This is a genomic window from Methylophaga sp. UBA2513 (genome assembly GCF_002341285.1).
Lineage (GTDB): Bacteria > Pseudomonadota > Gammaproteobacteria > Nitrosococcales > Methylophagaceae > Methylophaga > Methylophaga marina.
Map to the genome: position 1 here is coordinate 1 of NZ_DDNT01000013.1, position 12,850 is coordinate 12,850.

Genomic DNA, 12,850 nt, shown 5'->3' on the forward strand with positions numbered 1-12,850 from the left:
CACATCAATTTAACGATGGATGTTCTCCTGCAAAGGCGGAAGATCTGTCTAAATCCGGGTCCGGAATTAGTTGACCACTACATAATTAGTATTATTCACAATACAGTTCTCTAGTATGAAACTGTACTTGATAGCTATGGTTTACTCCTCTAGATAGGAGTAAACCATAATTCATGTGCACTCGGATCATTCAGCTATTATGGTTGCTCTATTTCAAACTTTAGAGAAACGCTAACCATTTCCCAGGCGTTGAGTTTGTCAAAGATCTCTTGGGCCTCCGGGTGTAACTCTCCAGGTGCATCGATGAATTCATAAACTGAGCCAGATTCAGTGAAGCCTCTTTTGTTTTCAGCGTCATACTCTAGTACCTGACTGCTGATTCTATAAGTATTGTCATGTAGGGAATACCCAAGAAACTTTTCTATCTTTTTTCCATCTTTAATAATCACAATGATATTCCATTCAGACATGGTTACTTGAGCTGGTGCCAATGGCATAATCATACTTATCTCCAATTAAAATGATGAATTTATCCAGTTGGTAACTAGACAAACCTGACAATGTATTCTTTCTAGTGTTTATGGGTTACACATCACTAGTTTCACTATGCGACACTATTGAAGGTAGGTGCTCCTCACAACAGGTCATTTGAAACCGCCCATACACGCTCATTAGTTTTCCTTCAGCACCACACTCTTCACAGGTTGTTAAAGAGTCTTCCTCGGCCTTATCAATTAACACGTTCATTTCGTCTGTATAGTAGGTAAGGGAGAAACTTAATCCGCCATATTTTTCTTTCACTTGCATAACCATGGGCAGGTAGTCAGGATCCATTCCATCTGCACGTAATTTTTCTGTTATTTTTTCTAGTTGTATTGATAGATCTAAGATCAGCTCATACCAACCAGAACCGCATTCAAATCCGAAGCACATTAAGTTCTGATCAGGTCCTAAGTTTCTGCCTCGATAAATGGTCGGACACCGTTTATAAATTTTTTCTGCTAGTTGCCAATGCATCACTTTCACCTAATATTTAAGTCGAACTGGAATACCTTTATTCATACTGAAATGTACTAAATAGAGTTGCGCCGAAGGTGTAGGAGCCCAGGGCGAACCAGAAAGAAATATTCTGAGCTAGATAATGTTTTCCCCGTATTCGACTTTGGGCCATACGTAATAACCTTTGAACTAAACCTGATATTTTGGCGTTCATAGCAGTAGCCAAGAAATTTTTCGATCTCGTCCCCTTTGTACTGAACTATCACAATATTCCAGTCACTCATTGTTACCTGCCCCGGTGAAACTTTCACAATCATGCGCCCCCCCCCCCAAAAACACATACCTGTTGTCGCACAGTTTTTTAGAGATTTCTATTTAATTTCATAATGTTATCTAGATACAAAATCGGCGAAATTGTAAATTATTGTTTTGATAAAAAAATTACAAAAATTTAATTTAGTGCGTTTTTTCAAATCACGAAGATTTGCGCAAACTGATCCCATGGGTGGGCTTTAGACATCTATGTCACCTCAGGTATGAAATTATTCATAGATGTGTGTTTAGGAAACTCGAATGAGTGAAATAACACTAGTTTTAGACCTTGAGTGTATGCTCATCACAAATGCAATAAGCCAGTATCCAAGACCCAGCTCAAAGTCATTTATCCATGAGTGTGGGCTATTATTTTTGAATAGAGAATATTTGTGCCTTCACGCCGGTGGATGAGAAGGGATTTAGAGCTAGAAATTGTATTGGAGCAGGTTTTAAGCAGAGCGAAAAAGCAGTAAATATCTAATAATAATCATTTGATACCTGTGATTTTCAAAGTTTGCAGTACAAATGTAAGATTGAAAAATGGTCAAAAAAGTTGTTTAGTAAATTAGTGGCGATTTAGTCATCACAATTTTTTAGCGTACTTCTTTATTGAGTAGCATTCTTCTTAAAATTCTCAGCTTGCGTAAATATCTCTTTGTAGACCTCATCATGATCTACCGGCGGATAGCCAAACTTGTGCAAAAGCAAAATCAGATCAACCTTCAATTCTGCCTTCACATCATCGCGTTGACTCCAGTCGGTGTACTTGGCCTTGTCATCAACGACGATTTTTACAGCTTTGGCCAACTCTAAAAGTTTGTCATCGGGATAACTGAAGTCGTACTTCTTCATCAGCGTTTTAAGAATGTCGTAGAAAGCCTTCTCTTCGAGATTAATACCCATATCGACAAAAGAATGAATCTCAATCTTCAGTTCCTCAAACAACTTGATGATCTCTTCTGAGAAGTCTTCAAGCACGTTACTGACCAGCACATCCTCTTCTTTACGTTCGTTGTATTTCTCGACCAGTGCCTGGAAGCGTTTACTGAACTCAATGGCTTGGGCACGGTTGGTTTTCTGGTATTGCCCGATCGCTTTAGCTAACAGCTGTTGTAGTAATTTAATTTTGGTGTTGGGCAGTTTGATCTTCTCAATCTTTGCGAGATAGTCATCATCGAAAATATCGATCTCACCTGTGCCCTCGCCCAACTTAAAGATTTCTTCCACGCCATCTGACTTGATGGCCTCTTCAATCATCTGCCTTACCTTGGCATTCATCTGGGCAGTGTCGGGGGCTGAGCCCTTTGTGAGTTTGAACACAATGGAACGCACGGCAAAATAGAAGTGTGACTGGTCTCGATTATCCTGGCTGAGCTTCTCACTGCCTGAACAGATGTCATAAGCCGCTTTCAGACGCTTCACCAGCCCCATAAAGCGCTTTTCCTGCTTGTCGGTCATCATGGCGTACTCTGCTGCCATATTGAGGCATTCAAGCTGTTTTAGTGCTTCTCCAGTGAAATACGGAGATGCATCAAACTTATGGAACATCTTGTTCAGTAGATCCAAGTGGTCTTTCACCGTAATAACTGAGGTCTGAATATCCTCAAAATTGGTCTCATCGGTTTTGGAGTAATGGGCCAAGGCTTTATTCAGCTGGCTCTTAATGCCGATGTAATCCACCACCAAGCCCTTTTCCTTACCTTCAAACTTACGGTTCACCCGAGAAATGGTCTGAATCACGTTATGGCGCTGAATTGGTTTATCGATATAGATGGTATCGAGGAATGGCACATCAAAGCCGGTGAGCCACATATCCACCACAATGGCGATTTTGAAATTGGAGTGTGGGTTCTTGAACTGACGATCCAGTTCTTTTCGATAGTCCTTGGTGCCCAGCAAGTCCCATAGCTCCTTGGGGTCATCCTTGCCACGGGTTAACACCATCTTCACGCGTTCAGACGGTTTAATGTCTTTCAGCTGCTGCTCAGTTAGCGCTTTTGAACCATCCGTTTCTTTCACTTCAAACCACTCAGGGCGAAGCTGTTTGAGTTCTTTCCACAATGCATAGGCAATCATGCGCGAACTACTGACAAACATCGCCTTACCCATCACTGTGCCGCCTTCCTCCAGGCGGTTTTCATAATGCTGAACAAAGTCCTCAGCCAATGCACGAATACGGTCTTTATCCCCCAGAATCGAGTTCAGGCTCAGCATCGAGCGTTTGCTTTCCTCAATCTGGTATTCATTCGCGCCTTCTTCGGCAACGTCTTTGTAGTAGTCCTCAATCTGTTGCAGCTTGGCGTTATCCAATGTGACCTTGGCTGCCCGACCTTCGTAAACAATACGAACGGTGATCTCATCCTGCACGGATTCGGTCATAGTGTAGCTATCCACCACCTGACCAAACACATCCAGCGTGGCGTCAACCGGTGTACCGGTGAAGCCCACATAGGTGGCATTGGGTAACGAGTCATGCAGATATTTGGCAAAGCCAAAGGTGCGTTTCACACCTTTCTCTGTCACCCGCACTTTTTGATCCAGATTCACCTGGCTACGATGGGCCTCATCGGAAATGCAGATCACATTATTCCGGTCAGTCAGTAACTCGGTATCTTCAGTGAACTTATGAATCGTGGTCAGGAATACACCGCCACTGGTGCGGCCTTTTAATAACTCGCGTAACTGTGCCCGGCTTTCGACACTGATGACGGTTTGATCGCCAATATAGCCCTTGGCATTAGTAAACTGCTTGGAAAGCTGATCGTCTAGATCTGTACGGTCAGTAATCAACACGATAGTCGGGCTTTCAAAATTGACACTGCGCATCAACAGACGCGTGAGGAACAGCATGGTGTAACTTTTGCCACAGCCGGTCGCACCAAAATAAGTACCGCCTTTACCATCCCCTTCCGGTTTACGATGCGCCATGATGTTGTGATACAACTTGGTCGCGGCATAAAACTGCGGATAACGACAGACAATCTTCTCTTGCCGTTTGGAGACATCCGGGAACAACACAAAGTGTCGAATCACATCCAGCAAACGCTGCTGCTCAAACAAGCCTTCAATCATCGTATGCAGCGAATTAATACCATCCTGACCAATGGCCTCATTACCCGTAACCTTGCGCCAGCTATAGAAGAACTCATAAGGGGCAAACAATGAACCGAGCTTGGAGTTCACGCCATCCGAAATCACGCACAGGGCGTTGTACTTCATTAGCTCAGGAATATCACGGGCATAGCGTATGGTCAGCTGCTCAAAGGCATTGTGCAGTGTGGCTTGCTCTCGGATGGCGCTCTTAAATTCAAACACCACCAGCGGCAAACCGTTGATATACAAAATGCCATCAGGGATGCGTTTTTCCGTGCCTTCAATTTCCAGCTGATTAACGATGCGATAACGATTGCTGCCGCCCTCATAATCAATCAACTGGATAAACAGATCTTTCTGCGTATGGTCATCACGTTTTAGCACAAAACCATCAGCCACCAGCTTATGGATGGCACGGTTGGAATCATATAAATCTGCCGAACTGAAGTTGATCAAACGGCGGATGATGGTTTCCAGCTCACCGTCCGTTAAGCCTTCACTGGCATAACGTTCACGTAAGAAGCCTTCCAAATCCTCACGAATCAAGACTTCTGATGGATCGCGAACCAGCGTTTCACCGGCCGTATAGGGATAGCCCTGCTGCTCTATCAGCTCAATGATGGCTTGCTCTAACTTGGCTTCGGTGAATTGACTCATACTGCCTCTGCGACCTGTTTTTCAGCTTCACCGATACGGAGTTCACCAGAGAGGAGTTTGGGTAAAAGTGTGTCACGAGCCTTTACGAGTGTTCGAACCCTACTAATATTCAGATCAATAGTTCTAAAAAGTGGGCCAACTTGTTTATCAAAAGCCTCAATCAACCGAAGATCAGGAGCTGAAAACTCATAGCTTGGGACCGCATTCTTACTTAGATGCAATACTGTAGTGCCTGTTGAGTGTGATTTAGTATGCTGCTGAAACTGCTCTGTTTGCGACAACCCGTACAAGAAGGTTTTGTATTCAACTTTAGCTGGGCGAACCACAGCAACATCTAATGAAATTACTAAACGTTCGTATCTCTCATCGCTAACAACCATAGCTGGCTTACCAATCACATCTGCAGCTTGTGTGACATCGGTGTAAGCAATTACCAAGTCACCTGCAGTGACTTCCTGCTCTGGCTTGTATGCTCCGGTATATTCCTTTAACCCATCCAACCTGTAACCACCTCCACGATTGAAGGATTTTAAGGTAACTAATGCCGTTTGAGATGCTGCGAGTTCAGCACTCTTATAAGATTTGCCTTTGATAACCTGAGCAACATCAGATATTGCAGTTTGCTCCCACCCCTCTGGTATCCAACCCATTTCATCGTTAAACACAAAGCGCTCAGGGAAGAGTGCCTGTATCTCTGGGGGTAAGGGTTTGCGCTGGTCACCCAAGGCTTGGCGTTTTTCAGCGCGGGCTTGCAGGGGTTCTGGAATCTCGTTACCGGCCGCCAGTGCGTTATCGATCACCGGATCAAAATCCACAAACCAGCTCTTAAACAACGCCTGCGCCATCGCCTCCAGCGTTTCGTTCATCTGGCGGTTGAGTTCGATTTTGTCGTCGAGACTTTTCAGGAGCCTTCCAATTTCCTTTTGTTCACCTTCAGGTGGGAGCAAGAAATCAAAAGCAGCTATTTGCTTTGGGCTGATGTGAGGAACAGCAGTACCCGTTTGAACTTGTTTGACATATTCAGTAAACCAATACGAAGACACCAAGTACCTGAGATAATGCTGGTCGAGCCCTTTTTTGGATCTGAGGCGGGCAACTCGCTGAACTAACAGACAAGGCAGGTCGCTTTTGGAAACTTGACTGGTCTTGAGACCGGCTTCAATCCATGGTCGATCCATCGCCAATATGACATCGTGTTCTGCGAGCCAGTATTTGTTGTGTTTTTCAATCAAGGCGCTTTTTGGCCAATACTTAACTCCATCCCAGCGAAAGGTTCCCTGTACCACGTTATCACCTCGAAGAAGAGGTATCGCATCATCGTCGGTTGTATATTCAGAGCTTTTAAAAGGAAAGCCAGTTTGAATGTCAACAAGATCACCAAGCTGGACAGGTTTCCAGCTACTTTTCATAACCCAACCCTTCCAGATTTTCCTTAATCATTATATCCAGCTTTTCAGACTCAGCCATTTGCTGATAAAGAGTTTGGGTGAGTTCTGCCATTTTCTCTTCAAACGGCACACCATCATCTTCCAGTTCAGCTGCACCGACATAACGTCCCGGCGTCAGTACGTAATCATTGGCTTTAATTTCATCTAATGAGGCAGATTTGCAGAACCCGGCTTGGTCTTCATAGGTGCCGTCTTTTGGTTCACCACGCCATGCATGGTAGGTGCGGGTGATTTCTGCCAAATCATCGCTGGTGAGTTCTTTATGGGTACGGTCGATCAGCGTACCCATATTGCGGGCATCGATAAACAACGTCTCACCGCTGCGGTCACGGAAGGCTTTACGCTCATCATCAAACTGCTGAGCTTTTTTGTTTTTGGTAATAAACCATAAACACACCGGAATCTGTGTGGTGTAGAACAATTGCCCTGGCAAGGCAATCATGCAGTCCACCAGATCGTTTTCAATCAGCTTCTTGCGGATTTCGCCTTCGCCTTTGGTGTTGGTACTCATCGAACCATTGGCTAAGACAAAACCGGCGATACCGTTTTCTGACAGTTTGCTGACCATGTGTAAAATCCACGCATAGTTAGCATTGCCTGTTGGTGGTACGTCGTACCCTCCCCAGCGTGGGTCATCGACCAGTTCATCTGCACCACGCCAACCTTTAAGGTTAAACGGGGGATTCGCCATGATGAAGTCGGCTTTTAAATCAGGGTGCTGATCTTTAAAGAAGGTATCTGCCGGTACATCACCAAAGTTGGCAGCAATACCGCGAATGGCGAGATTCATCTTGGCTAGTTTGTAGGTGGTGCTGGTTTGCTCCTGACCATAGATGGAGATGTCTTTTTTGTTGCCTTCGTGACTTTCGATAAATTTAATCGACTGCACAAACATACCGCCTGAACCACAGCAGGGGTCGTAGATTTTGCCTCTGTATGGCTCAATCATTTCTGCAATCAGGTTAACCACACACTTGGGCGTGTAGAACTCGCCACCGCGTTGACCTTCTGATGCAGCGAAGTTACCGAGGAAGTATTCATAAACACGTCCAACCACATCTTCTTCACGGTCTGCCGTGGTATCGATGTTGTTAATGGTGTCGATAAGAGAGGCGAGATTGCGTGGCTCCAAGCCCTGACGTGAGAAGTAGTTATCGGGCAATGCACCACGCAGGCTTTTGTTGGTCTTCTCAATGGTATGCAGTGCGGTATCGATACGCAGGGCAATATCTTCCTGCTTGGCTTCACGAATAATGGTTGACCAGCGTGACTCTTCAGACAGGAAGAACACGTTCTTCATGGTGTAGAACTCGACCATTTCAACAAAGTCGCCCTGGCCTTCATCAATCAGTTCCTGCTTACGTGCTTCAAACTTATCGCTAACAAACTTCAGGAAGATAAGGCTGAGTACGATGTGCTTATACTCAGACGACGCTACCGTCCCACGTAGCTTGTCGGCACTCTCCCATAGGGTTTGTTCAAATGATTTGGTTTTCTTTGCCGCTTTTTTTTCTGCCATTTAGGTTGTTATCTTTAGTTAGATTGAATAATGTTTTTTTCTTCACTGGTCGCCAAGTCTACGCCTTCAGCTGTTCTCCAGTCTCTCCAACCATTGGATGTCCTGTATATGACACTACAGGACGCGCCACTTGGTGATTGAAATAAATGATCTTTAGCGAAAACTAACGTATCACTACTCATAATCAATACGCCACTATCAATCAGTTTCTGGCGCCGAGTTTTTATACTTTGTGGAGTTGCTTTGGCTGTTGGCTTCATGGCACAGGTTGAACCTTTCAATACTGTAAAGCCTTCAGAGCTGAGTATGCCACGGGCATTTGCACCTCGTGCAGTACATAAGTAAATCGTACTTTGAATTTCTTTGGTATGGCTGGGTAAAGGTTCCAGTACGGGGTAGCCAAGCGTACTCATCAACACCCGAATGGTTTCAAGAATTTCTACACAATCAGCTTCAAGCGGAGCTGGAGTATGCGGTTTGGACCCAGAGTTGCCATTTTCCAGTTGGAAACGGCCAGAGGCTTGTCCCAATTTAATCGACGCCCATTCCAGGTACTTGGCGTGCGTATCAGTGATGGTATTAGTGAGGGAGACCGCGACAATGGCACGATGCCAGAAATCTTTCTTTTGGTGATGTTGCTGGAGTCTTTTACCTACTTCACCGCTCTGCCCTACGTAACAAGAGATGTTTTCTTCGTTATCTACTTCACTAAACAAGAAGTACAAACCCACTTGAGATGATTCTGGCATGTTGAGAAATTCAGGTAAGAGCTTTCGAGGAATATCAAAGACTCTCACTGTTCGCGTCGTTATCTCTGCAACGCGTGTCCCCTGCGGATTTCCGAAAGGAAGAAAGATTTGAATGGTTTGTGGTTTAGTCATCCTGACTGCTCATGCAACTTTATTCTGAATGATTGTAGCAGAGCAAGGAGGTGAATTACTGCTTTTCAACTAGAATAAACCAGCTTCGCACAAATGCTAGCATCACTTCCAGTCCACTAGAGATTAACTCATATCAATGAGCAAATATCTCCCCACCAATTTCCAGTTTTAGTTACTTAGAGGTAAGTATATTTTATTAGATATTCAGCAACGCTCTCATTTAAATTTCCTGTGTAACCAGTAATTGAAATTATCAGCACTCTATACGAGAAGAACATTCAAGTTTGATCATCAATTTGGGCATCAGGGGCATTCGTCTTAACTGACTCAATACCGTTATCTCTAGATGCCGCTGATGTATAAGATTGACTTGTTCCAATAACCTGATGATTAGCAGCCTTTAGGTTAAACATAAACTTACCAGAAGAAGTCTCTTTTCTTTCATAACGCTCATCAAGTGGTGCATTATTTTTAACAGAGTCAATGCCATTTTCACAAGAAGATTTAGAGGTGTATCCCTCGCTTGCCAGAATATTTTGTCCGTTGCCTGCTAACAAACGAAACCGGTACTCACCAGCATTATCTTTATAAAGTTCGAACTTACCAGCCATGTTTCATTTCTCCTAAGATTTTCAAGTCTGTTTCCATGTTCAAACTAAAAAATATATTAACTATTAATCATTTGCAACAGTGAAAACATGTCACTACTCTTAATACCGTCTCTCATATCATGTAGATAGAAAGACCTCAGGGATAACCATATTCTTTGACTCCAGAGACTTCCTTAATTTCGCCTATGGATAATTGCATTTGTGCGACTGTACTATACTTTGCCTGAAATTAAGAACCGTGAGTACTCGTTACATGCTGATTAAAATCATCTCCCGAATAAACTCAAACTCTTTCTCAAACTCAGTCACTTTATTTTATATTTTTCTGTCAGCTCTTCAGCTTCATCAAACCCAGAAATTTTTTGATACAAATCCGACAAAATAATAATGGTCTTGTCGATTTCGTTTTGAAACTCTGGAACTGAATTTATAAGCGGGTGTTTCATCAAAAATTCGTCAATATATACACAAGCGACATGCAGTCTATCAGCAGCCTCTAAAATATGTCCGTCATTAAGTTCATAGTTTTTTGAATCATTATTCATCATTAATCTCCTGCAATGAGTAACTCCATATTTGAGCGTATAGTGAAAAGTATTAGGCTAACCGATGCCTGCTCCCAAATTTAAAATTATCTAATCTGTGATAAAGAGTCAGATTATTTCAGGCATTGCTTGTTAACTAAGATATTTATATTTCCTTGAATATGATGAATACGTTCAGCTCGTTTGCACTCCCATTCAGTAACGGGATATTGTTTATTCCAGACTTCCATTAACTTTCGCTGCTGTTTACTCATCTTATAACGTTTATAACGCTGTTCTATGTACAGATAAGTCCTCGCTATGACACCTTTGGCCGCTTCGGGTGGTTCAACTTTTCGGTTATCAATTTTCAGGGCACAGCTACCAAAGCTGGATTTTGCCTGAGGCAGCATGGTGAAATTGTGATTACTCCTGCCAGCATTAACGGCACCTATCGCTGGGTAGAGATTATATAAATCACTTTGCTGGCACAGTTTCTCCCTTTAAATGATTTCCCTTTAGAGTCGACACACAATGGATGTCCTTCACGCCATTCTTTAAATGTTCTACCAAAGTTTTCAGCCGGGACCACATGCTCCCACTCGATACTTTTAGCCCGTTTTTTATGTTTACTGGTGACAAAAGATTTGGGCAAAGTCACATTCTTTTTTTCATCAAACGCAGCGCCACAATATAGCGTGACGCGGTGGTCATAGTAGACATTGTTCTCCAATAGCTTTTTGGCTTTGTTAAAGGAGTCTGTTGGCTCAGCACTGGTAGCTGTTGAAGCTGTGACAAGCAGAATGACAATTATCGTTTCGAGTAGCGTTGTTGGGGTGTAAAGTGATTTTTGAGTTTGGAACATGTTTCTTTTGTTTTTTTGAGTATGAATGAGCGAAATGGATAGAGTCAGCTATGTAATGAAGTGTCGTGATTTTTCTCCTTTTTGAACCACTCTTGGCCAGCGGCTATGTATTTGTGCATCTTCTAGTTCGGGTTCAATTGTCACCACATACACACGACGCTCGTTACCTTCTTTTGCAAGCAAGCCCTGAATGTATTGTCCTTTTTGCAGGTCATACCAGTGGCTGATACCTTCAAGGTCTTTTTCCATAAAACTTAAAACAGGGATTTTTACCGGTGTCGGAAAATATTTATCCCATCTGCCGGCATAAATAGAATCGAGTCGCGCCCAGCCTGTCATTGGTAAGTTACCAGGTTGTTTTTGCCGTCTTCCCCACGCAATAAGCTTAATACCGCCTTCTGATGTTAATACAGGCAAAACAGCTTTAGGATTAGGATAAAAAATTCGCAGCACATCTTCACCATGCTGGAAATAAACGCCGCCACACATTAAATGGTTTTCCTATGACCTGTCGGTTTCCATGCTGGGGCAATCACATTGGGCATTTCGCTACGCCCAATGACGCGTGTTGGAGCGACAGTAAACTCACCGTAACGCTCATTAATTTTATCAATAGCCGTATTAAGCGCCTCACGCTTTTGTTTGTGTGACTCATCAACAAACATATCCTGCTGTTTATGATGGGTGGGATTCAAAGCCGTGACTTGAACCTGACCACATTCTTCACCGCTATAGCGACTCTTAATAAATTGCTTACACAGGTCATATATCAGTGCGCCATCATCCGTGGCGTTATCTATTTTTTGTTTTGTTCCTAGCCAGCCAAAAGGCGTCTTTAAACCGATAAAGAAGGTATCGCTTAGAAAGTGATGTTTACGCAATCGAGCGCCCACCTTTTCAGACATATGCTGAAAGAAAGTCAGTATTGTATTCATGTCACGGGTACCGGGCGGCATCACTTTGCCATGACCAACTGATTTGGGTTCTTTTACTGTGGTGATAACAGGTTCTGGATCACGCCCTTGAGCCATGAGCCATATCCGTCTTCCTGGGTTACCGAAACGTTTTGCAATGAGGCTCATGGGGACTTTTTTCATATCCCCACATTGTGTGATGCCGTACTTACCTAAGAATCTCGCAATACCTTTATTGATACCACTCAGCTCTGTCACGTCTTCTTTGCTTAGACGCGCTTCAGCTTCCCAAGGGGCAATAATGGTCAAGCCATCCGGCTTATTGAGTTTTGCAGCAAATTTGGCTGTCGTTTTATCACCGCTAATGCCGACACTACAGGTGAGTCCTGATACCTGGCTTATCGTGTCTTTAATGAGAAAACCAATATGTTCGGGTGATTTATAGAGATACTGACAACCGGTCAAATCCAAAAAGGCCTCGTCGACGGAATAAACCTCCACAGTCGGTGTAATACTAAATAGTGCGTCCATAATCTCAGTAGAGACAGCCGCATAACGATACGGTCTGCTTGGCGCTTGGATAATATTGGGACACAGCTCTCTTGCCTCTTTAAGGCGCATACCGGTTTTCACACCATAACTTCTGGCCTCGTACGACGCTGTGATGATGGTACTGCCAAGTTTGCCATTGGTGACGCCCACAGGTTTATTTCGCCAGTATGGATAGTCTTGCTGTTCTATCTGAGCAAAGAAGCAATTCATATCAACCAGCGCAATCATTCTGGGCCAATGATGGGATGATGCGTTTGAGCTCATAGAGTGCTTAGTAACCTAAAACCCTGTTGTGGTGTGTGCATCAGCTTTCTCCTCCTAATCATTTGTAACAGTCAGATTAGATTTAACAGTGTGAGAATATAATGAGAAGAGAAAATATAGAGAATAATTTGGTTTGAAGCAAGTTTTTGAATAAGGCTAATGTCCTGTAATTCTTAGGCTGATTTTTTAGGGTATACGGATTTAATGG

General features: G+C 43.5%; 12 protein-coding genes. All 12 read right to left on the minus strand.

The window, feature by feature from the left end:
- Nucleotides 1-197: 197 nt before the first annotated feature.
- Complete coding sequence (locus tag B3V56_RS07780) at nucleotides 198-503, minus strand: hypothetical protein (protein ID WP_286304713.1); 306 nt, start codon at nucleotides 501-503, stop codon at nucleotides 198-200.
- An 82-nt stretch (nucleotides 504-585) separates the two neighbouring features.
- The gene (locus B3V56_RS07785; RefSeq protein WP_286304714.1) at nucleotides 586-1,017 is read right to left on the minus strand and encodes a hypothetical protein; all 432 of its coding nucleotides are present in this window, start codon (nucleotides 1,015-1,017) and stop codon (nucleotides 586-588) included.
- Between the two features lie 903 nt (nucleotides 1,018-1,920).
- Nucleotides 1,921-5,064 (minus strand): type I restriction endonuclease subunit R, encoded by a 3,144-nt coding sequence (locus tag B3V56_RS07790; RefSeq protein ID WP_286304715.1) that lies wholly within the window; start codon nucleotides 5,062-5,064, stop codon nucleotides 1,921-1,923.
- Nucleotides 5,061-6,473 carry a restriction endonuclease subunit S gene (locus B3V56_RS07795; RefSeq protein WP_286304716.1) on the minus strand — a complete coding sequence of 471 codons (1,413 nt, stop codon included), beginning with the start codon at nucleotides 6,471-6,473 and terminating at the stop codon, nucleotides 5,061-5,063. Before B3V56_RS07795 ends, B3V56_RS07790 begins: the two co-directional genes overlap by 4 nt.
- Nucleotides 6,463-8,031 (minus strand): type I restriction-modification system subunit M, encoded by a 1,569-nt coding sequence (locus B3V56_RS07800; protein ID WP_289281797.1) that lies wholly within the window; start codon nucleotides 8,029-8,031, stop codon nucleotides 6,463-6,465. The genes B3V56_RS07795 and B3V56_RS07800 overlap by 11 nt, the downstream gene beginning before the upstream one ends.
- A gap of 14 nt (nucleotides 8,032-8,045) precedes the next feature.
- A complete protein-coding gene (locus B3V56_RS07805; RefSeq protein ID WP_286304717.1) occupies nucleotides 8,046-8,912 on the minus strand; it encodes a GIY-YIG nuclease family protein in 867 nt (288 codons plus the stop codon).
- 278 nt (nucleotides 8,913-9,190) lie between these two features.
- On the minus strand, nucleotides 9,191-9,523 hold the full coding sequence (locus tag B3V56_RS07810) for a YegP family protein (RefSeq protein WP_286304722.1): 333 nt from the start codon (nucleotides 9,521-9,523) through the stop codon (nucleotides 9,191-9,193).
- Between the two features lie 305 nt (nucleotides 9,524-9,828).
- Nucleotides 9,829-10,071: a hypothetical protein gene (locus B3V56_RS07815; RefSeq protein WP_286304723.1), complete on the minus strand. Its 243-nt coding sequence runs from the start codon at nucleotides 10,069-10,071 to the stop codon at nucleotides 9,829-9,831.
- A 110-nt stretch (nucleotides 10,072-10,181) separates the two neighbouring features.
- The gene (locus B3V56_RS07820; protein ID WP_286306144.1) at nucleotides 10,182-10,541 is read right to left on the minus strand and encodes an endonuclease; all 360 of its coding nucleotides are present in this window, start codon (nucleotides 10,539-10,541) and stop codon (nucleotides 10,182-10,184) included.
- A complete protein-coding gene (locus B3V56_RS07825; protein WP_289284139.1) occupies nucleotides 10,499-10,912 on the minus strand; it encodes a hypothetical protein in 414 nt (137 codons plus the stop codon). The genes B3V56_RS07820 and B3V56_RS07825 overlap by 43 nt, the downstream gene beginning before the upstream one ends.
- A 48-nt stretch (nucleotides 10,913-10,960) precedes the next feature.
- Nucleotides 10,961-11,401 (minus strand): hypothetical protein, encoded by a 441-nt coding sequence (locus B3V56_RS07830; protein ID WP_273181342.1) that lies wholly within the window; start codon nucleotides 11,399-11,401, stop codon nucleotides 10,961-10,963.
- Nucleotides 11,401-12,642, minus strand: coding sequence for a DNA polymerase Y family protein (locus tag B3V56_RS07835; protein WP_289281793.1), 1,242 nt, complete (start codon nucleotides 12,640-12,642; stop codon nucleotides 11,401-11,403). The genes B3V56_RS07830 and B3V56_RS07835 overlap by 1 nt, the downstream gene beginning before the upstream one ends.
- Nucleotides 12,643-12,850: the final 208 nt, after the last annotated feature.